The organism is Stutzerimonas tarimensis (assembly GCF_042648805.1).
Lineage (GTDB): Bacteria > Pseudomonadota > Gammaproteobacteria > Pseudomonadales > Pseudomonadaceae > Azomonas > Azomonas tarimensis.
Window position 1 is genome coordinate 486,044 of record NZ_JBHRXZ010000022.1, and the last position, 20,042, is coordinate 506,085.

Below are 20,042 nucleotides of genomic sequence, written 5' to 3' on the forward strand. Positions count from 1 at the left end.
AGCAGGCCTGCCACGCCCCCGCGGCCGGCCGTCGGCGTCAGGGCGAGGTTTTGCGCTGCTCGGCGAGGATGGCCGCGATCCGCTCGTCCTTCTCATGCCACAACTGGCTCACCCACTCCTGCATGCGTGCGCGAAAGGCCGGGTCGTTGCCGTAGTCGCCCTGCCAGAGCGACGGATCCAGCTTGCGCTGACGCACATCGATGACCACATGCGAAACCTGGCCACTGAGCAGCGCCCAGAACCCGGGGATCCGGCCCTCGGGGTACACCAGGGTCACGTCCAGAATGGCGTCGAGCTGGTCACCGAGGGTGGCCAGCACATAGGCCACGCCACCGGCCTTGGGCTTGAGCAGGTGGCGGTATGGCGAGGCCTGCTGCTGATGCTTGGCCGGCGTGAAGCGGGTCCCTTCGAGATAGTTGACCACTGTGACCGGATGGTCGCGAAATTTCTGGCAGGCGCGCCGGGCCGCTGCGAGGTCGGCCCCGCGCAGGTGCGGATTGCGCTCGAGTACCCTCTTGGAGTGCCGCTTCATGAAAGGGTAATCCAGCGCCCAGAAGGCCGGGCCAAGGAAGGGTACCCATACCAGTTCCTGTTTGAGGAAGAAGCGAAAGAACGGGATCTGGCGGTTGAACGCCTCGATCAGCGCCGGGATGTCGACCCAGGACTGGTGATTGCAGACCAGCAGATAGCCCCGATCGGAGCGCAGCTCGACACTGCCGCGTATCTCCCAGCGGGTAGGCGTCAGCCAGGCGAAGATGCGTTGACCAATGGCGGCCCAGGTTTCCGCGACATGCGTCACCGCCTCGCTGCAGCGCCGCCGCAGGGGCGGCCAGGGCAGGAGCTTGAGCAGTCCCAGCACCAGCAGAGGGCAGACCAGGATCAACGTATTGAGCGACAGCAGCAGCAAGACGGCGAGTCCTGTGGCCAGGCGGCGCATGGAACCTCCGGGAACGACACGGCCGCACATAATAGCAACACTTTTGCAGCCGCCGTCCGCAACCCGAATCGAACCGCCGCGGCCTGCCGCCGGTCGCATGGGCAGCCAATTGCATTCGAGGAGGCTGTCTTGCTACGTACGTCCGCTTTGCTGGGGCTCTTGAGCCTGGCCGTCGCGACCACCACGGTCGCGCAAACCCAACCGCACCTGTATGGGCGCTACGAGAACATCCGCCTGGACCAGCTGGGCAAGACCCTGAAGGCCAAGATGGACACTGGCGCCATGACGGCCTCGCTGTCGGCACGCGACATCGAACGCTTCGAGCGCGACGGGGAAGACTGGGTGCGCTTTCGCCTGGCCATCGAGGGAATGGACGACACCCTCTACGAGCAGCCCATGGTGCGCATCAGCCAGATCAAGACCCGCGCCGAGGAGCGCAGCGACCCCGAGGATGACACCGACATCGAGCGTGGCGCGGACATGGCTGAGCGTCCGGTGATCGAGATGGAGCTGTGCATTGGCGACCGCCTGATCGAGACCGAAGTCAACCTCACCGATCGCTCACGCTTCACCTATCCGCTGCTGGTCGGCGCTACCGCGCTGCGCCAGCTGGACGCCGCGGTCTATTCCACGCAGAAGTATACCGCCGGCCGGCCCGACTGCTGAACGGACCCCGGCCGCCACCCTGCCCATGCTGGCCGGCCGGGAGCTTGCTGAAAATCGCTCTTCGCCATTCTCTTGGCTGGCTTGTCGTCTGCGGTGTCTGCGTCAGCAAGGCGCGCTCGGGTCGTACCCGATGAAGCATTCGCTTTTCCCTCGCCTGAGATGTCTCGCTGATCCTGGCGGCATTGCTGACCTCTGCGACCGGGAATACTCCCGCCAATGCCTGCAGGTGGAATTAGTCCTGAAAGGCATATTCGGTCGTGGGTAGTCTCATCTCTCTGATCATCAAATTTTAACGAAGGGTCATTCATGTAATTATCGTGGCGATGATTATCCGTGAAGAAGTTGTCCAATCGTTATTAATTGTTCAGGGTTGCTTTATCAGGGTGCACTATTTGTCATGAAGTTTACATTGATATCCATAAATCGATGGCCTGTCATATCAATAACTACTCGCGGAAAATCCATTCTATGCCAGCCGGCGGCTTACGCTCGGCTGGCTGGTCAATTATTGACCGTTGGGTGAGTGAGTCGGTCCCTCGCCGCTAATCCCGGGCGCTGCGACCTCTGAATACATTCGCTGAATGGCCTTGAAGCCTCCAAGGAATAGTCAACAAGGTTGATGGCGTAAGGCCGTTCTTCAACGGCTCAGACGCGTCTTAGGGCCTCCGTCAGACTAAAGTCGGGGCTTTCATTTGGCTTGAGATCTTTGTTACATTCAATGTGTGGGTTTCCTTCACTCGCAATTACAATAAAGGCGGAGAACGGCGATGGCCGACGATAAGAACAATGCTGCTGCGTACTGGAAGGCGAATGTTCGTCTCATAACATGGAGCCTGGTGGTCTGGGCTCTTGTCTCATATGGCTTTGGCATCCTCTTGCGCCCGTTGCTATCCGGTATACCGGTAGGCGGAACAGATCTGGGGTTCTGGTTCGCTCAACAGGGTTCCATCATCACGTTCATTGCGATCATCTTCCACTATGCGTGGCGGCTGAACAAACTGGACAAGGAATTCGGGGTCGAGGAGTAAGCCAGCATGAGTCAGTATTGGATCAACATGTTGTTCGTGGGCGCCTCCTTCGTGCTCTATATCGGGATCGCGGTCTGGGCCCGAGCTGGATCGACCAAGGAGTTCTACGTAGCCGGTGGGGGCGTGCACCCGGTAACCAACGGTATGGCTACGGCGGCGGACTGGATGTCCGCAGCGTCCTTCATTTCCATGGCGGGTATCATCGCGGCCGGTGGCTATGGCACCTCGGTCTACCTGATGGGCTGGACTGGCGGCTACGTGCTGCTGGCCATGCTGCTGGCGCCCTACCTCCGCAAGTTCGGCAAGTTCACCGTGCCGGATTTCATCGGTGACCGTTTCTACAGCCGTGGTGCGCGCCTGGTTGCGGTGATCTGTCTGATCCTCATCTCCGTGACCTACGTGATCGGCCAGATGTCCGGTGCCGGCGTGGCCTTCTCCCGCTTCCTCGAAGTGAGCAACTCCGCCGGTATCTGGATCGCTGCCGCGATCGTGTTCGCCTATGCGGTATTCGGCGGCATGAAGGGCATCACATACACCCAGGTGGCGCAGTACATCGTACTGATCATTGCCTACACCATTCCGGCGGTGTTCATCGCCATGCAACTGACTGGCAATCCGATCCCGATGTTCGGCATGTTCGGCACCCACGTCGAATCCGGTATGCCGCTGCTGGAAAGGCTGGATACCGTCGTGCGTGACCTGGGCTTCGCCGAGTACACTGCCGATGTCGACAACAAGCTGAACATGTTCCTGTTCACCCTGTCGCTGATGATCGGTACCGCCGGCCTTCCGCACGTCATCATTCGCTTCTTCACCGTACCGAAAGTGGCTGACGCTCGCTGGTCGGCTGGCTGGACCTTGGTCTTCATCGCCATGCTGTACCTGACCGCTCCGGCCGTTGCCTCCATGGCTCGCCTGAACCTGGTGACTACCATCTATCCGGAAGGCACCCAGGCCGAAGCGCTGCTGTACGACGAGCGTCCGGGCTGGATCCAGACCTGGGAAGAGACCGGTCTGATCTCCTGGGAAGACAAGAACGGCGATGGTCGTATCCAGATGTACAACGACGCCAACGCCGCCTTCGCCCCCACTGCGCAGGAACGTGGCTGGAACGGCAACGAGCTGACCGTCAATAACGACATCATCGTGCTGGCCAACCCGGAAATCGCCAACCTGCCGTCCTGGGTCATCGGTCTGATCGCGGCCGGTGCCATCGCGGCGGCGCTGTCCACGGCTGCCGGCCTTCTGCTGGCCATCTCCTCGGCCATCAGTCATGACCTGATCAAGACCCTCATCAATCCGAAGATCAGCGAGAAAAACGAGATGCTGGCGGCGCGTCTGTCCATGACGGCTGCAATCATTCTCGCTACCTATCTGGGTCTGAATCCGCCGGGCTTCGCGGCCCAGGTGGTGGCACTGGCGTTCGGTCTTGCCGCAGCGAGCCTGTTCCCGGCGCTGATGATGGGGATCTTCTCCAAGCGCGTGAACAGCAAGGGTGCGGTCGCGGGAATGCTGGTTGGTGTGGTGAGCACCGCCGTGTACATCTTCCTGTATCTCGGCTGGTTCTTCATTCCGGGCACTGCGACTCTCGTCAACACGCCTGACAACTGGATGTTCGGTATCTCCCCGCAGGCCTTCGGTGCCGTGGGTGCAATGCTGAACTTCGCCGTGGCTTACGCCGTATCGATGGCTACCGAGGCTCCGCCGCAGGAGATCCAAGACCTGGTCGAAAGCGTACGTACCCCGAAAGGTGCTGGTATCGCGCTTGATCACTAAGCGATAATATGGCCTGAAGCCAGATCCAGAAATCTGGCCCGACGGTTGAGACAAAAATCGGGCTTCCATTTGGAAGCCCGATTTTTTTAAGGAAGTCGAATATGATCTGGCACCTGATTGCCGCGTTCTGCGCCGCGCTTGCGGGGGCAGGTATTGCGCTGATACTGCGCTCCCTGACGCGCAAACGCCTGCCAAAATGGATCATCCCGGCCTTTGCCGGCCTGGGGATGCTCTTCTATACGATCCACTACGAATACACTTGGTTTGAAACCAAGCAAGCGCGCCTACCGGCAGACTCCATGGTGGTTTCAAGCGAGGAGGGCGAGATGCTCTGGCGTCCATGGACCATGGCGCTTCCCATGCCCATGGCCTACACGGTGCTCGACGGTGCGAATGCGCAAATCACTGATACCGAGAATGGCCGTATGGCCCGGTTTGTCCTCTACCGTTTCGAAAAGCAGCACCTGATCTCGACGGTTACCAGCAGCCCCTATCAGCTGCTCTGCGACGAGAAGGCCATGTTCAGGCTCAACGAGGAAGGCCAGGCACGGTTCAGCACCTTGACCGAGCTGGACGAGAACGACCCGCTTTATCAGGCCCTTTGTCTTACTGATCGCTAGCTAGCGGACCCACGCGGGCCGCTTCTCCGGTGGCCCAGTTGTTGGACCAGGTGCGAGCCTCGCCCGAAGCGTGGCGGTCGGTGTTTGGCGTGGGTGCAGGTGGACTTGAGGCAGACAGTGCAAGGCAGAGCCCAGGATAGGGCTCCTGCAATAGGGCGGCGGGTTCAGGCGCCTGCCGTTGAGGTGAGGTGTCCGTTCCCGCAGTTGCCAAGGCCTGGCCTGTGTACTGCCGAGACCGAATGTACTCAGATCGAGCTGAGAGAGGCCTTGCGGGCGCGTTGCCAGCATCTGAGTCGCTGAGCCATTTCGTCTACCCGATCCAGCCCCATGCGCTGGGCTCGATTCATCAGGATCAGGGCGATTTCCGCGGTGGCCATTGCATCTGCGGAGGCGTTATGGCGTTGCGGTATGTGGATCTTGAAATGATCGAGCCAGTGATCCAGGCCGCCCCGATGAATCAGGGCTTCCGGGAACAGCATCGGTGCCAGGTCGGCGACGTCGAGAAAGCTGTGTTCGAGGTTGTAGCCCAATTCGCTCTTCAGGGCGCGGGCCAGCATGCGCTGATCGAACGGCGAATGGAAGGCAAGAAAGACGCAGTCGCCGGCGAATTCCATGAAGCTGAGCAGCGCCTCCGCAGGTGGCAGGCCGTCTGCCAGTGCGCTCGGTGCGATGCCGTGGATCAGCACGCTCTCGGTGAACTTGACCTGGCGGCACAGGGTGCACTCGAACTGCTGGGAGAAATCGATTGCGCCGTCTTCGATGGTGACGGCGCCGATTGATATGACCAGGTCACGCTTGAGGTGCAGGCCAGTGGTTTCGAGGTCGAGGACCACCAGCCGTCGGTCGCGCAGCTTGGCCGTGTCCAACCGGTCGGGCCGTGGCAGCTCGGCGACGCGTTGCTGCTGCTCGGGCGTGAGCTTGGGACCGCGTGGGCTGAACCAGGACATGTTCATAGTTGATAGCGCAGGGCCAGGCTGGCCTGGAGGCGCTGGGCCTGGCGAAAGGATTCGCGCAGGATGCGCCGATCGAGCACGTTGAGCGTATCCGGATCCAGGCGATTGGAGAAGGGCTGACCATCGCGCGCCTGTTGCTGGTGATGCTGCATGCGGGTCTGCTGGATGAACTGATAGGCCTCTTCATAGGCTGAGCCGTCCTTGGCGCCGATGACGCCGGCAGCGGACAGCTGGCGCAGGCGATCGAGGGTGTTGGTCGCCTCGATGCCGTTGGCCAGCGAAAGCACCCGGGCACCGTCGACGAAGGGCGTCAGGCCCTGAACCTTGAGATCCAGGGTGGCGGCCTTGTCGTTACCCTTGCGCGAAACCACGAAGTCACGGAAGCGGCCTACGGGTGGGCGGTTGCGCAGGGCATTCTCCGCCATCAGGCGCTGGAAGATACTGGTGGTCTCGACGTTCTCGAGAATTTCCTGGCGCAATTGCTCGCAGCCCTCGGGCGGTCCCCAGATCGGGCGCAGGTCGAAGTATATGTTGCTCCCCAGCAGATTCTCCGGCGTGGTCTCCTCGACCATCGAGCGAAAGCGCCGGGACCACTCGCGGCGGGACAGGCACAGCTCGGGGTTGCTGGCCATGACGTTACCCTTGCACAGCGAGAAGCCGCAGGTATCCAGGTCCCGGTTGATACGCTCGGCCAGCGGTAGCAGACGGCCTCGGATGGCGGCGGCTTCGGCGCCATCCCTGGCCTCGAAGAGAATGCCGTTGTCCTGATCGGTAAACAGTGTCTGCTCGCTACGGCCCTCGCTGCCAAAGCACAGCCAGGTAAAAGGCACGCCGGGATCACCCATGTCCCGGATGGCCAGCTCGATCACTCGGTACACGGTGTGATCGTTGAGTACCGTCACGATGTGGGTGATCTGGGTGGACGACGCGCCGTGGGCCAGCATGTTGTCCACCAGTTGCCGAATCCTCGTCCGTAGCGTCACCAGCGCGTCGACCCGTTCGGCATGGCGTATGGTCTGCGCCAGATGGACGAGGTCGACCCGCTGCAGGGAGAACAGGTCACGCTCGGAAATGACGCCGCTCAATCGCCCATTGGCCACCACGCAGACATGGGCGATATGACGCTCGGTCATGGCGATGGCGGCGTCGAAGGCGGTGGCGTCTGGTGGTAGCCAGAAAGGCTCGCGGGTCATGAACTCGCTGATCGGCGTGGTCAGGTCGGTGACACCGGTGCCGATGACCCTGCGCAGGTCGCGCAGGGTGAAGATGCCCCGCGGATGGTCGTCTTCCACGACGATGACGATGCTGCCCACGTTTTGCTCGTGCATCAGGCCGATGGCGGTGGCCAGCGGCAACTCGGGCGAACAGGAGACCGGGTGATGAAGCGCGAGCTCGCCGATCTTGGTCTCGAGCGAATACTGTTCGCCGAGGCTTTCCACGGCGCGCATCTGCGCCTGCTGGTTGACCAGGTCGAGCAGGCTGCTGACGCCGCGGATGGCAAATTCGCGGAAGGCGCTGGAAATCGATACCAGCTTGACGAAGGCTGTCTTGTTCAGCGCCAGGCAGAAGGTGTCTTCGGCGGCCAGGTGCGCGGTCCGCGTGGCGCGCTCGCCCATCAGGGCGGCCATCGGAAAGCATTCGCCAACAATGACTTCAAAGGTGGTTTCCGTGCCGCGCTTGCTGGAATGCGGGCGCTGCCCATGCACCCGTCCCTGCTTGACGATGTAGAAGTGTTCTACCGGGCCGTCCTCGGGAGACACGATGCAGTCACCCTGGGCATAGAAGCGGAGCTGGCAATTCTCTACCAGGAAGGCGAGCTGGGTCTTCTCCATCTGATTGAAGGGCGGATACTTCTGCAAGAAATCCATGGTGCCGTGAATGTTCTGCAGGACCGCAGTCTTTCCGGCCTCGGCGAAAGCGTTGGCTTTGCTCATGGCTCGCCTTCCTTATGGTTAGTGGCCAATGGTCTCCGGGCTGGGAGATAGCGCCCATTCGACGTAAGTCTAGATGGGGGCGACGACAAGCTGAAAAGCCGGGCGCCATGAGCGTCAAGGCGACGGTCGGAGTACCTTGCAAACGAAAAGGGCCGCCCCGGTTTACCGGGGCGGCCCTCATGCAGGCCTTGGCGAACTCAGCAGCCGTACTTGGCCTTGGCTTCGCGGCGGCGGCGGTGCAGGACCGGCTCGGTGTAGCCGTTGGGCTGCCTGGTGCCCTCGACCACGAGTTCCACGGCGGCCTGGAAGGCCACGCTGTCGTCGAAGTTCGGCGCCATCGGACGATACAGCGGGTCGCCGTCGTTCTGGCGGTCCACCACGGCAGCCATGCGCTGGAGTGTTTCCATCACCTGCTCCCTGGAGCAGATGCCATGGCGCAGCCAGTTGGCGATGTGCTGGCTGGAGATGCGCAGGGTAGCGCGGTCTTCCATCAAGCCGATGTCGTTGATGTCAGGCACCTTGGAGCAGCCGACGCCCTGGTCGATCCAGCGCACCACATAGCCGAGGATGCCCTGGGCGTTGTTGTCCAGCTCTTGCTGGATCTCGCCTGCCGACCAGTTGCTATCGGCGGCCAGCGGGATGCTGAGGATGTCGTCCAGCGAGGCACGTTCGCGCTTGGCCAGTTCCTGCTGACGGGCGAACACGTCGACCTGATGGTAGTGCAGGGCATGCAGCGCAGCAGCGGTGGGCGAGGGGACCCAGGCGGTGTTGGCGCCGGCCATGGGGTGACCGATCTTCTGCTCGAGCATCGCTGCCATCAGGTCCGGCATGGCCCACATGCCCTTGCCGATCTGCGCGCGACCCTGCAGGCCGCAAGCCAGGCCGTTATCGACGTTCCAGTTTTCGTAGGCCTTGATCCAGGCGGCGTTCTTCATCTCGCCCTTGCGGATCATCGGGCCGGCTTCCATGGAGGTGTGCAGCTCGTCGCCGGTGCGGTCGAGGAAGCCGGTGTTGATGAACACCACGCGCTCGCGGGCGGCCTTGATGCAAGCCTTGAGGTTGACCGTGGTGCGGCGCTCCTCGTCCATGATGCCGACCTTCAGGGTGTTGCGCGGCAGGCCGAGCGCCTCTTCGACGCGGCCGAACAGTTCGTTGGTGAAAGCGACTTCTTCAGGGCCGTGCATCTTTGGCTTGACGATGTACACCGAGCCGGTGCGGCTGTTCTTGCGGCTGCTGTTGCCGTTGAGGTTGTGCATCGCGACCAGGCTGGTGCACAGGCCGTCCATGATGCCTTCCGGCACCTCATTGCCATCCTTGTCGATGATGGCGTCGTTGGTCATCAGGTGACCGACGTTGCGTACGAACAGCAGCGAGCGACCGTGCAGGGTCAGGCCGCCGCCGTCAGCCGCGGTGTACTCGCGGTCCGGGTTCATGGTCCGGGTAAAGCTGCTGCCACCCTTGCTGACCTGTTCGGACAGGTCGCCTTTCATCAGGCCCAGCCAGTTCTTGTAGACCACGACCTTGTCGTCGGCGTCCACGGCGGCGATGGAATCCTCGCAATCCATGATGGTGGTCAACGCGGCTTCCATCAGGATGTCCTTGACCCCGGCCGCATCGGTCTGGCCGATCATGTTGCTGCGGTCGATCTGGATTTCGAAGTGCAGGCCGTTGTGCTTGAGCAGCACCGCCCTGGGTGCACCGGCGTCGCCCTGGAAGCCGACGAACTGCGCCGGGTTCTGCAGGCCGGTGATGGGGCCGCTGGTCAGTGCCACGACCAGCTTGCCGTCTTCGACGCGGTAGCCGGCAGCGTCCTTGTGCGACGCGCCTTCCAGTGCAGCGGCCTGATCGAGGAAGTCGCGGCCATAGGCAATGACCTTGGCGCCGCGTACTTCGTTGTAGCCCGGGCCCTTCTGTGCGCCGCCTTCTTCGGGGATGGCGTCGGTGCCGTAGAGCGCGTCATAAAGGGAACCCCAGCGGGCGTTGGCGGCGTTCAGGGCGAAGCGGGCGTTCATCACCGGCACCACCAGCTGTGGGCCGGCCATGCGCGCGATTTCCTCGTCGACGTTCTCCGTGGTGGCGCTGAAGTCTTCCGGTTCCGGCAGCAGGTATCCGATGTCCTGCAGGAAGGCCTTGTAGGCGACCGGGTCGTGAGCCTGGCTGGCGCGCGCCTGGTGCCAGGCATCGATCTGCGCCTGGATGTCGTCCCGCTTGGCCAGCAGTGCGCGGTTCTTCGGGGCGAGATCATGGATCACCGCTGCTGCGCCGGCCCAGAAGGCGTCGGCGGTCAGGCCGGTGCCGGGTATGGCTTCGTTGTTCACGAAGTCGAACAGGACTTTGGCGACCTGCAGGCCACCGACTTGAACGCGCTCAGTCATCTATTGCCTCACTTGTGCTTCGACTTGTGGCAGGCCTGGCGGCCAGCCCCGGAAGGTTCCGCATCCACCATGAAGCAGGCAGGCAGCTTGCCGTCACGGTCGCCCCAAGGGCGGTGCGGAGCGCTTTTTGTAGTGCTCGGCGGGGAATACTACATGAACAGTGTCGGAAAAACAGGAGCCGCCTTTGGTCCTCATCCGATGGTCGAAGCCCCTCTGCCCGGCGCCGTCAGGAGATCTGAGCTATACCTGAAACGTTGAATTCCGGGAGTACAGCATGGACCATCTGGTAGTGACCGTAATCGCCGAAGACCAGCCGGGCCTGGTCGAACGCATCGCCAAGTGCATCACCGAACACGGCGGCAACTGGCTCGATAGTCGCATGGCCCATATGGCTGGGCAGTTCGCCGGCATCCTGCGCATCGGTGTCATGCCGGATCGTCAGCCTGGACTGATCGACGGCCTCAAGGAGCTGGAGCAACAGGGCATCCGCGTCCTGCTGGCCGGCGCCGGGCCGAGTACGCCCGCCCAGGCCCAGGCGATCCTGCTGGAGCTGGTCGGCAATGACCGTCCGGGCATCATTCGCGAGATTACGCGGCTGTTGGCCGAGCACCGGGTCAACCTCGAAAGCCTGGACACCGACGTCCTGCCCGCACCCATGTCGGGCGAGCCGTTGTTTCATGCCAGGGCCAGGCTGGCGGTGCCTTCAGAAGTCTCTCTGGGGGAGCTGCAGACGCATCTGGAAACGCTGGCCGACGACCTGATGGTCGAACTGCAGCTGCAGCCCTCGGAATACCGCGGAGCGCCGTAACTGCCTGTCATTATTGCGAAAACCGAGCGGCAATAATGATGGCACTTTTTTGCTGTTGCGCTTGTTCATCAATTAGATAGGCAACATTCATGAAAAAAGTGTGAACAGCTTGGAGGCTCTCTTGTCCCTTGAAACACGCATTGTGATTTTGCGTTTCCCTTCAGCGACAAGAGGCATAGTCCATGAACAAGCTGTTCAAATCTTCCCTACTCCTCGCCGCCCTGTGCCCTGCCGTTGCGCTTGCCGTTCCCGTGGCTGGCCAGCAGGAGATTACCCTGAGCGGTTCGGGTAGCAGCGACCACGACTTCAACGATACCACCATGGCCCTGCAGGGCAGCTGGGGTACCTACATGGACGACGCCAACATGTGGGGTGTTCGTCAAACCATCAACGCACGTGACCAGAGCGGCGAGAGCGTCAAGTTCGACGGTTCGACCCGGTTCTTCTACTCCTATCACTTCGGCACGGGTAACACTCGCCCGGTAGTGGGTGTGAGCCTTGGTGCCATCTATGGCGAGGGCGTACGCAACACCATGGCGGCCGGGCCGGAGCTGGGTGTCAAGCACTGGGTCATGGATAACGTATTCATCCAGGGTCTGGTGGAATACCAGTTCCTGTTCCGCAGCGGCAGCGATGCGCGTGACCGCTATGACGATGGCATGTTCTTCTACAGCGTGGGTCTGGGCTACAACTTCTGACCTGAGGCAACGCGGTGCCACCTGGCACCGCGTTGTGCCTTCTAAGCTGGCAGGCAGACGCCGGTGCCACCCAGTCCGCAGTAACCCCCCGGGTTTTTCACCAGGTATTGCTGGTGATAGGCCTCGGCATAGTAGAACCGCGGCGCTTCGGCGACTTCCGTGGTGATCTCTCCAAGACCTTCTCCATCCAGCGCCTGCTGAAAGCGGAGCCGGCTGTTTTCGGCCTGCTCGCGTTGCGTCTCGTCGAGCCAATAGACTGCCGAACGGTACTGAGTTCCGATGTCGTTGCCCTGGCGCATGCCCTGGGTCGGGTTGTGCGCTTCCCAGAATACCTTCAGCAGCGTCTCGTAACTGATCTGTTGCGGATCGAACACCACGAGCACCGCCTCGGTGTGCCCGGTGAGCCCGGAGCAGACTTCGTCATAGGTGGGGTTGGGTGTGTGGCCACCGGCATAGCCGACCGCGGTGGTCCAGACGCCTGGCTGTTCCCAGAAGCGTCGCTCGGCACCCCAGAAGCAGCCCAGGGCAAAGATCGCCTGCTGCAGGCCTGCCGGGAATGGCGGTTGCAGAGGATTGCCGTTGAGGTAATGGCGCTCGGGAACCGCCATCGGCGTCTCCCGCCCCGGCAGTGCCTGCTCGGGCGTGGGCAACGACTGCTTGTGAACGAGAATCTGTGAACGGAGAACCATGGGGACCTCGGGATCAGGTTGCGGTGACAGAAGCCTGGAGCAGTTTCGAGTAGGCCGGGCAGATACGGTTCCAGCCTCCCTGCTATCGCCCGGCACGCTGATACCGGCGCAGCCCTTCGATCAGCTCGCCGCTGGGAATAGGCTTGTCGAACAGGTAGCCCTGGCCGATATCGCAGCGGTGCTTGCGCAGAAAGACCAGCTGCTGGCTTGTCTCTATACCTTCGGCGACCACCCGGAGCTTGAGGTTGCGGGCCATGGCGATCACCGCCGAGGTGATCTCCATGTCGTCCTGGTTACCGGGAATGTCCTTGATGAAGCTGCGATCGATCTTGATCACGTCGATGGGGAATTTTTTCAGGTAGCTCAGCGACGAGTAGCCCGTGCCGAAGTCGTCCATCGCCAGGCTCAGGCCCATGGCCTTGAGCTCGTTGAGCTGCTGTCGTGTGGTTTCGGTGGCGTCGAGCAGAAGGCTTTCGGTGAGCTCGATCTCCAGCAGCGCAGGGGGCAGGCCTTCTTCATGGAGGATGTCGGCAAGCGAGCTGACCAGGCTGGGGTCGGCGAACTGGCGAGGCGAAAGGTTGATCGCCATCTGCAACTCGCCGAGGTCATGGCTCATCAGCGCGCGCGCCATGCGACAGGCCTGGCGGGCAGCCCATTTGCCGATCGGGATGATCAGCCCGGTCTCCTCGGCTACGCCAATGAACTCGTCCGGGCGGATCCTGCCCTTTTCCGGATGGTTCCAGCGCAGCAGGGCTTCGAGCCCCAGCAGCCGACCGCTGCGCAGGCAGATCTTGGGCTGGTAGAAGACTTCCAGCTCGTCCTGGGCCAGCGCCCGGCGCAGGCTGTTTTCCAGGAAGAGCTTGAAATCGGCTTCGGCGTTCAACGCCTCGGTGAAGACCTGCACCTGGTTCTTGCCGTTGGCCTTGGCTTTGTGCAGGGCGAGGCCGGCGTGCTTCATCAGGGTCTGCGGGTCGGGACCGTGGTGGGGCGCGCAGGCGAGGCCCACCGAGCCGCTGACACTGATCAGGTGGTTCTCGATGTACAGCGGCTTGTCCAGGGTGCGCAGGACGTGCTGGGCCAGATGCAGGCTGCCTTCGGGGTCCAGGTCGTCGAGCAGTACGGCGAATTCGTTGCTGGCGAAGCGGGCGACCACGCCCTGCATGTCCAGGCAGTTGCTCAGCCGTCGGGCCAGCTTGGCCAGCAGCTTGTCGCCGATGCGGTGGCCGAGACTGTCGTTGATGCGCTTGAAGTTGTCGATGTCCACGAGCAGGAGCAGTAGCCTGGGCTCGGTCGTCTCGGCGAAACGCTGCTCGAGGTTATGGATGAAGCAGGTGCGGTTGACCAGCCCGGTGAGGTTGTCGGTGTAGGACAAGCGCTCGATGCGCTGCTGGGCCAGCTTGTTTTCGGTGATGTCCTCGTAGATGACGATGAAGTGCGAGAGCCGGTCGTTTTCATCGAATACCTTGGAGATCGAAAGCCGCCCCCAGTAGGGATCGTGGTTCTTGCGTCGTCCGTGAAACTCGCCCTGCCAGTTGCTGTTGCGAGCCAGGGTGGAGCCTGCCTCGCGAAGGATGTCGCCAAGGCTCTCCAATGCGGGCAGTTCGCTCAGATTGCAGCCCTGGACCTCGTCGGGGCTGTACTGGGTGATGCTGGTGAAGCTCGGATTGGCGTACTCGATGCGCCCGTCGCGGTCGACCAGTAGAAAGGCGCTGGAGGTCTGCTCCACGGCGCGCTGGAACAGGTGCAGCGAGTGGGTGGCGTCGCTGCGCTGCCGGTTGGCCATGACCTGGGCGAAGTGGTCGGCCAGCTCGCCGGCAAAGGCGATTTCATCGATGTGCCAGTCGCGCGGCGTGCCGATGTGCTCCAGACGCAGCACGCCGACCAGCTCGCCGCCGTTGCGGATGCCGGCTTCGAGGGTGGCGCCGACATTGCGCATCTGCAGGCCGGCGGTGAACTCGCGGGTGCGCGGGTCATTGTGCACGTCGCGGACCTCGACCACTCGCGAATCCTGCAAGGCCCGCACATAGCCGGGGCAGTCAGCACCGTCGAAGCTGTCAGGCCCGCCGTCGATTTCGCCGTCGCGGCGGTGGTGATTCACCGCATGGAACTTCCAGTCTTCGATAAGCCAGATGCTGGCATAGGCGACGGCATAGGCTTCGCTGGCGGCTTCGGTGATCAGCGCGGCGGCCTCGCGCAGCGGATCCTCACCGTAGCGATGACGCGCGAGTCGGGCGATCAGGTTCTGCTGCGCACGGGAGCGGCTGAGGTGGCGCAGGTAGTCGTCTTGCAGGTGCGGCAGCTCGAAGGCGACGGTGGTCTGTTGCAGACCGGCACTGGCGATCGAGTGTTCCGGCTCGCGCGCACAGACCATCAGGTATCCGTGCAGCATGGAACGGCCGTATTGCAGGATCTGCTCGCCGGCCTCGACGATGTCCATGATCCCAGCCGTGCCATGCAGCCGATAGCGGATGCGATAGCAGGCCGAGGCGGCCAGCTGCGCCTGGATCTCGTCATGCAGGTCATAGCGGGCGGCCGGTTCCATCAGGCTGGCAAAGACGAAGCCTGTGAGCGAGCAGAGCTCGCTGGCCGGCAATCCCAGCTGGGACTCGCATTCGGGGTCGAGGAAAAGCATGGCCCAGCTGGCATCGTTCAGCCGCTCGAAGCGCAGCATGCCGAGCCGGGACGGAACGGGCTCATGGGGCGCGACCTCGGCCACCTTCACGGCGATGGAGTCGGGATGGGCTTTGATCGAGTGGTTGCTTTCCACGGTTTTCCCGAAAGGTCCGGTGCCTTGAGTTCCGTATATCGGCGGCCAAGGTTGCCTCATGAGCCAAACCCTGACAAGCGGCGCAAATAACTGATGACCATCATTTTTCCGCTTTCGGGGCGGATGCCGGAAAAGCCTGGCGAAGGGGATCGAAGCGGTTGTCGCGGTCAGCCCGTCGGGCAAGGAAAACCCCGCCAAAGCGGGGTTGATCCAGTGCTCTATCAGAGCAGGAGGGTGCGGATGTCCTCCAGCAGCTCTCCGAGCCGTTTGGTGAAGCGCGCCGCCGCCGCTCCGTTGATCACTCGGTGATCATAGGACAGTGACAGGGGCAGCATCAGGCGTGGCGCGAAGGCCTTGCCGTCCCAGACCGGCTGCATCGTGGCCTTGGATACTCCGAGGATGGCCACTTCAGGGGCATTGACGATCGGCGTAAAGCCGGTGCCGCCGATATGTCCGAGGCTGGAGATGGTAAAGCAGGCACCCTGCATGGCGTCGCCCGACAGCTTCTTGTTGCGTGCCTTGTCGGCCAGCTCCGCTGCCTCGGCTGCCAGCTGCAGCAGGCTTTTCTTGTCGACGTCGCGAATCACCGGGACCAGCAGGCCCTCCGGGGTATCCACGGCAAAGCCCAGGTGCACGTACTTCTTGCGGATCAGCGCCTGGCCGCCGGGAGCCAGCGAGCTGTTGAAGTCCGGCATTTCCCTGAGCAGGTGCGCGCAGGCCTTGAGCAGGATCGGCAGCACGGTCAGCTTGACCCCGGCCTTTTCGGCAACGGCCTTCTGCGCCACGCGGAAGGCTTCCATCTCGGTGATGTCGGCCGAATCGAACTGGGTCACGTGGGGCACGTTGAGCCAGCTGCGGTGCAGATTGGCGGCGCCGACCTGCATCAGGCGGGTCATCTTGACCTCTTCGACTTCGCCGAACTTGCTGAAGTCCACCTCCGGCACCGGCGGGATGCCGGCACCGCCGCTGGCACCGGAGGCAGGGGCCGCCTTGGCCTGCTTCATCATCGCCTGTACGTGCGCCTGCACGTCTTCCTTGAGGATACGGCCCTTGGGGCCGGTGCCCTGGACATCGGCGAGGTCGACGCCAAACTCCCTCGCGGTCATGCGTACAGCCGGTCCGGCATGCACCTTGCGGCCGTCACCGCGGGGCGCGGCGGCCGGGGGCTGAGCCGGGGCTGCCTTGCTCTCGCTGACGCCCTGCTTGTTCGGCGCGACCTGCTGCTGCGGCGCCTCGGCCGGCGCCTCGGCCGGGGCCTGCGGCGCGGGGGCCGGGGCGCTGCCGCTGACCTTGAGGGTTAGGATCAGGTCGCCAGTGCTGGCCTTGTCGCCAACCTTGAGCGCCACCTTCTCCACCACACCGGCCCTGGGCGCGGGAATCTCCATGCTGGCCTTGTCGGACTCGAGGGTGATCAGCGACTGTTCGGCGTCGATGCTGTCGCCAGGCTTGACCGAGATCTCGATGACGTTGGCCTCGCCCGAGGAGCCGATATCCGGGATGCGAATCTCCTGCGACTCACCGCCTTGCGGCTGTTCCTCTTCGGCCGAGGCCGAGGGGTTGGTGTCGCCGGGCGGAGTGGGCGCTTCGACCTCGTCGGCGGGCCCGCCACTGGCTGCGCCGGACGGCTCGGCCGCCGACGGCGCAGCGGCCTCGTCGCCCTCGATCTCGAGTTCGAGCAGTTCGTCGCCTTCCTTCAGGCGGTCGCCAAGCTTGACCTTGAGGCTCTTCACCACGCCGGCCTTGGGGGCCGGGATCTCCATGCTGGCCTTGTCCGATTCGAGGGTCAGGATGCTCTGGTCTGCGGCCAGGGTGTCGCCGACCTTGACGAAGATCTCGATGACCTCGCCCTCGCCGCTGCCGATATCGGGTACGCGTATCATTTCGCTCATGGTGCGTCTCCTCAGCAGTCCAGGGGGTTGGTCTTGTCAGGGTCGATGCCGAAACGGGTGATGGCTTCACCCAGCACCCTGGCTTCGATGTCGCCGCGGTCGACGAGCGCTTCCAGCGCGGCAAGCACCACCCATTGACGATCCACCTCGAAGAAGTGGCGCAGCTTGCGGCGGGTGTCGCTGCGGCCGAAGCCGTCGGTGCCGAGCACCTTGTACTCGCGGACCGGGACCCACTGGCGGATCTGGTCGGCAAACAACTTCATGTAGTCGGTGGAGGCGATCACCGGGCCCTGGCGGCCTGACAGACACTGCTCCACGTAGCTCTTGCGTGGCTTTTCGCCCGGATGCAGACGGTTCCAGCGGTCCACCGCCAGGCCATCGCGGCGCAGCTCGTTGAAGCTGGGCACGCTCCAGATATCCGCGGCGATGTTGTAGTCCTCGCGGAGGATCTTCGCCGCTTCGCGCACTTCGCGCAGGATGGAGCCGCAGCCGAGCAGCTGCACATGATGGGCGGCGTCGCGCTTGTCTTCCTCCAGCAGGTACATGCCCTTGATGATGCCTTCCTCGACACCCTCGGGCATGGCCGGCTGCTGGTAGTTCTCGTTCATCACGGTGATGTAGTAGTAGACGCTCTTCTGCTGCTCCATCATCTCGAGGATGCCCTGACGCATGATCACCGCCAGCTCGTAGGCGTAGGTCGGGTCGTAGCTGCGCACGTTGGGAATGGTGCTGGCGAGGATGTGGCTGTGGCCGTCCTCGTGCTGCAGACCCTCGCCGTTGAGGGTGGTGCGCCCGGAGGTGCCGCCCAGCAGGAAGCCGCGCGCCTGGCTGTCTCCGGCCGCCCAGGCCAGGTCGCCGATACGCTGGAAGCCGAACATCGAATAGAAGATGTAGACCGGCAGCATCGGGGTGTTGTAGTTGCTGTAGGCGGTGCCCGCGGCGATCCAGCTGGACATGGCACCGGCCTCGTTGAGCCCCTCCTGGAGGATCTGGCCGTCTTTCGCCTCGCGGTAGTACATCACCTGGTCACGGTCGACCGGCTCGTACAGCTGACCCACCGGGGAATAGATCCCCAGCTGGCGGAACATGCCCTCCATGCCGAAGGTGCGCGCCTCGTCTGCCAGGATCGGGACGATGCGCTTGCCCAGGTCCTTGTCCTTGACCAGCGAACCGAGGATGCGGCCGAAGGCCATGGTGGTGGAGATCTCACGATCACCGGAGCCGTCGAGCACGGCCTTGAGGGTCTCCAGCGGCGGCGTCGGGATGCTGATGCTCTTGCTGCGACGCTGAGGCAGCGAGCCGCCGAGTTTGTCCCGGCACTTGCGAAGGTATTTCATCTCGGCGCTGTCTTCGGCCGGACGGTAGAACGGCAGCTCACCCAGCTCGGAGTCGTTGAGCGGGATGTTGAAACGGTCGCGGAACAGCTTGAGGCTGTCGATATCGACCTTCTTGGTGTTGTGCGCGGTATTCTTCGCCTCACCCGCTCCGGTGCCGTAGCCCTTGATGGTGTGTGCCAGGATGACCGTCGGCTGGCCCTTGTGATTGACCGCCTGGTGATAGGCCGCATAGACCTTGTAGGGGTCATGGCCGCCGCGGTTGAGCTTCCAGATCTCTTCGTCGGACAGGTCTTCCACGCGCTTTAGCAGCTCGGGGTCCTTGCCGAAGAAGTGCTTGCGCACATAGGCGCCGTCCTTGGCCTTGTAGTTCTGGTATTCGCCGTCGATGGCCTCGTCCATGCGGCGCTGCATGCGGCCGTCATCGTCTATGGCGAACAGCGAATCCCACAGGCGGCCCCAGATCACCTTGTTGACGTTCCAGTTGGCGCCTTTGAACACGCCTTCCAGTTCCTGGATGATCTTGCTGTTGCCGCGGACCGGGCCGTCGAGGCGCTGAAGGTTGCAGTTGATGACGAACACCAGGTTGTCGAGGTTCTCGCGGCCGGCCAGGGAAATCGCGCCGAGGGTTTCCGGCTCGTCGCACTCGCCGTCGCCGATGAAGCACCACACCCGCTGCTTGCCGGCAGGGATGAAGCCGCGGTTCTCCAGGTACTTCATGAAGCGTGCCTGGTAGATCGCCTGGATCGGACCAAGGCCCATGGAGACGGTGGGGAACTGCCAGAAGTCCGGCATCAGGTAGGGGTGCGGATAGGACGAGAGACCCTTGCCGTCCACTTCCTGGCGGAAGTTGTTCATCTGCTCTTCGGTCAGCCGGCCTTCAAGGAAGGCGCGGGCGTAGATGCCGGGCGAGGCGTGGCCCTGGTAGTAGATCAGGTCGCCGCCATGCTCTTCGGTTGGCGCCTGGAAGAAGTAGTTGAAGCCGATGTCGTACAGGGTGGCGCTGGAGGCGAAGGTGGAGATATGCCCACCCAGGTCCGGGTCCTGCATGTTCGCGCGCATCACCATTGCCAAGGCGTTCCAGCGGACCAGCGAGCGAATGCGTCGCTCCATGAACAGGTCGCCGGGCATCCGTGCCTCGTGAGTCACGGGGATGGTGTTGCGGTAGGGCGTGGTAATCCCATAAGGCAGCGGCGTACCGCTACGGGTCGCCAGTTCACTCATGCGGGTCAGCAGGTAATGAGCGCGGTCCTCACCTTCACGGTCGAGGACGGATTCGAGGGCGTCCAGCCATTCCTGGGTTTCGACGGGATCGAGGTCTTGCATGGCTTGCTCCAGGGCAGAAAGGCTTACAGAATCGAAAGCCTGGATTCGCGTGCGGCTTTGTGAGCCGTGCGGATATGTTCTTGGCGAAATGCCGGCGTGTGACCAGCTCTGTAGTTTTACTACAAAACTCGGCTGATTTCAGCCCTCTCGCCACCTCCTCCGTAGTGAAACTACACGATGGCGCCGGCTTTCAATGCTCGGGGTCCTGTCCCAGCCCCTTCAGACCGCCGCAGAGCGGCCAA

At 62.8% G+C, this 20,042-nt stretch carries 14 protein-coding genes; 6 read left to right on the forward strand and 8 right to left on the reverse strand.

The genetic code is table 11. From position 1 onward, the window contains the following. Positions 1 to 37: 37 nt before the first annotated feature. Positions 38 to 937, reverse strand: a complete 900-nt coding sequence (locus ACFOMF_RS11460; RefSeq protein ID WP_386364899.1) for an acyltransferase — start codon at positions 935 to 937, stop codon at positions 38 to 40. Positions 938 to 1,066: 129 nt separating this feature from the next. Between ACFOMF_RS11460 and rloA2 the strand changes: the two genes are divergently transcribed. From rloA2 to ACFOMF_RS11480, 4 genes are all read left to right on the forward strand, one after another. Further along, positions 1,067 to 1,603 carry a retropepsin-like aspartic peptidase RloA2 gene (gene rloA2 / locus ACFOMF_RS11465; protein WP_386364901.1) on the forward strand — a complete coding sequence of 179 codons (537 nt, stop codon included), beginning with the start codon at positions 1,067 to 1,069 and terminating at the stop codon, positions 1,601 to 1,603. A 767-nt stretch (positions 1,604 to 2,370) separates the two neighbouring features. Next, positions 2,371 to 2,631 carry a DUF4212 domain-containing protein gene (locus tag ACFOMF_RS11470; RefSeq protein ID WP_386364903.1) on the forward strand — a complete coding sequence of 87 codons (261 nt, stop codon included), beginning with the start codon at positions 2,371 to 2,373 and terminating at the stop codon, positions 2,629 to 2,631. A 6-nt stretch (positions 2,632 to 2,637) separates the two neighbouring features. Further along, positions 2,638 to 4,407, forward strand: coding sequence for a sodium:solute symporter family protein (locus ACFOMF_RS11475; RefSeq protein WP_386364906.1), 1,770 nt, complete (start codon positions 2,638 to 2,640; stop codon positions 4,405 to 4,407). Positions 4,408 to 4,508: 101 nt separating this feature from the next. Continuing rightward, positions 4,509 to 5,027 (forward strand): hypothetical protein, encoded by a 519-nt coding sequence (locus tag ACFOMF_RS11480; protein WP_386364908.1) that lies wholly within the window; start codon positions 4,509 to 4,511, stop codon positions 5,025 to 5,027. Positions 5,028 to 5,272: 245 nt separating this feature from the next. Here the strand turns inward: ACFOMF_RS11480 and ACFOMF_RS11485 are convergent, their stop codons facing one another. The 3 genes from ACFOMF_RS11485 to ACFOMF_RS11495 form a co-directional block, all read right to left on the reverse strand. Then, a complete protein-coding gene (locus ACFOMF_RS11485; protein ID WP_386364910.1) occupies positions 5,273 to 5,980 on the reverse strand; it encodes a 3'-5' exonuclease in 708 nt (235 codons plus the stop codon). Then, entirely contained in the window at positions 5,977 to 7,914 is a 1,938-nt protein-coding gene (locus ACFOMF_RS11490; RefSeq protein WP_386364912.1) for a putative nucleotidyltransferase substrate binding domain-containing protein, read from the reverse strand. The genes ACFOMF_RS11485 and ACFOMF_RS11490 overlap by 4 nt, the downstream gene beginning before the upstream one ends. Before the next feature lie 197 nt (positions 7,915 to 8,111). Beyond that, positions 8,112 to 10,289, reverse strand: a complete 2,178-nt coding sequence (locus ACFOMF_RS11495; RefSeq protein WP_386364914.1) for a malate synthase G — start codon at positions 10,287 to 10,289, stop codon at positions 8,112 to 8,114. A gap of 274 nt (positions 10,290 to 10,563) precedes the next feature. Here ACFOMF_RS11495 and ACFOMF_RS11500 point away from each other — a divergent pair, with 274 nt between their 5' ends. Both ACFOMF_RS11500 and ACFOMF_RS11505 read left to right on the forward strand, forming a co-directional pair. After that, on the forward strand, positions 10,564 to 11,097 hold the full coding sequence (locus tag ACFOMF_RS11500; protein ID WP_386364916.1) for a glycine cleavage system protein R: 534 nt from the start codon (positions 10,564 to 10,566) through the stop codon (positions 11,095 to 11,097). 182 nt (positions 11,098 to 11,279) lie between these two features. Further along, the gene (locus ACFOMF_RS11505; protein ID WP_386364918.1) at positions 11,280 to 11,795 is read left to right on the forward strand and encodes a hypothetical protein; all 516 of its coding nucleotides are present in this window, start codon (positions 11,280 to 11,282) and stop codon (positions 11,793 to 11,795) included. 41 nt (positions 11,796 to 11,836) lie between these two features. Here ACFOMF_RS11505 and msrA read toward each other — a convergent pair whose 3' ends face one another. From msrA to aceE, 4 genes are all read right to left on the reverse strand, one after another. Beyond that, positions 11,837 to 12,484: a peptide-methionine (S)-S-oxide reductase MsrA gene (gene msrA, locus ACFOMF_RS11510; RefSeq protein ID WP_386364920.1), complete on the reverse strand. Its 648-nt coding sequence runs from the start codon at positions 12,482 to 12,484 to the stop codon at positions 11,837 to 11,839. An 82-nt stretch (positions 12,485 to 12,566) separates the two neighbouring features. Continuing rightward, positions 12,567 to 15,233, reverse strand: a complete 2,667-nt coding sequence (locus ACFOMF_RS11515; RefSeq protein ID WP_386365820.1) for a putative bifunctional diguanylate cyclase/phosphodiesterase — start codon at positions 15,231 to 15,233, stop codon at positions 12,567 to 12,569. Positions 15,234 to 15,472: 239 nt separating this feature from the next. Then, positions 15,473 to 17,140, reverse strand: a complete 1,668-nt coding sequence (gene aceF / locus ACFOMF_RS11520) for a dihydrolipoyllysine-residue acetyltransferase (RefSeq protein WP_386364922.1) — start codon at positions 17,138 to 17,140, stop codon at positions 15,473 to 15,475. 11 nt (positions 17,141 to 17,151) lie between these two features. After that, positions 17,152 to 19,800: a pyruvate dehydrogenase (acetyl-transferring), homodimeric type gene (aceE, locus tag ACFOMF_RS11525; RefSeq protein ID WP_386364924.1), complete on the reverse strand. Its 2,649-nt coding sequence runs from the start codon at positions 19,798 to 19,800 to the stop codon at positions 17,152 to 17,154. Between the last annotated feature and the right edge of the window lie 242 nt (positions 19,801 to 20,042).

Excerpts from the sequence above, each read along its gene's own strand:
- ACFOMF_RS11460 (WP_386364899.1), bottom strand. The coding sequence starts at position 937 with ATGCGCCGCCTGGCCACAGGACTCGCCGTCTTGCTGCTGCTGTCGCTC.
- ACFOMF_RS11470 (WP_386364903.1), top strand. The coding sequence starts at position 2,371 with ATGGCCGACGATAAGAACAATGCTGCTGCGTACTGGAAGGCGAATGTT.
- ACFOMF_RS11475 (WP_386364906.1), top strand. The coding sequence starts at position 2,638 with ATGAGTCAGTATTGGATCAACATGTTGTTCGTGGGCGCCTCCTTCGTG.
- ACFOMF_RS11480 (WP_386364908.1), top strand. The coding sequence starts at position 4,509 with ATGATCTGGCACCTGATTGCCGCGTTCTGCGCCGCGCTTGCGGGGGCA.
- ACFOMF_RS11485 (WP_386364910.1), bottom strand. The coding sequence starts at position 5,980 with ATGAACATGTCCTGGTTCAGCCCACGCGGTCCCAAGCTCACGCCCGAG.
- ACFOMF_RS11490 (WP_386364912.1), bottom strand. The coding sequence starts at position 7,914 with ATGAGCAAAGCCAACGCTTTCGCCGAGGCCGGAAAGACTGCGGTCCTG.
- ACFOMF_RS11495 (WP_386364914.1), bottom strand. The coding sequence starts at position 10,289 with ATGACTGAGCGCGTTCAAGTCGGTGGCCTGCAGGTCGCCAAAGTCCTG.
- ACFOMF_RS11500 (WP_386364916.1), top strand. The coding sequence starts at position 10,564 with ATGGACCATCTGGTAGTGACCGTAATCGCCGAAGACCAGCCGGGCCTG.
- ACFOMF_RS11505 (WP_386364918.1), top strand. The coding sequence starts at position 11,280 with ATGAACAAGCTGTTCAAATCTTCCCTACTCCTCGCCGCCCTGTGCCCT.
- msrA (WP_386364920.1), bottom strand. The coding sequence starts at position 12,484 with ATGGTTCTCCGTTCACAGATTCTCGTTCACAAGCAGTCGTTGCCCACG.
- aceF (WP_386364922.1), bottom strand. The coding sequence starts at position 17,140 with ATGAGCGAAATGATACGCGTACCCGATATCGGCAGCGGCGAGGGCGAG.
- aceE (WP_386364924.1), bottom strand. The coding sequence starts at position 19,800 with ATGCAAGACCTCGATCCCGTCGAAACCCAGGAATGGCTGGACGCCCTC.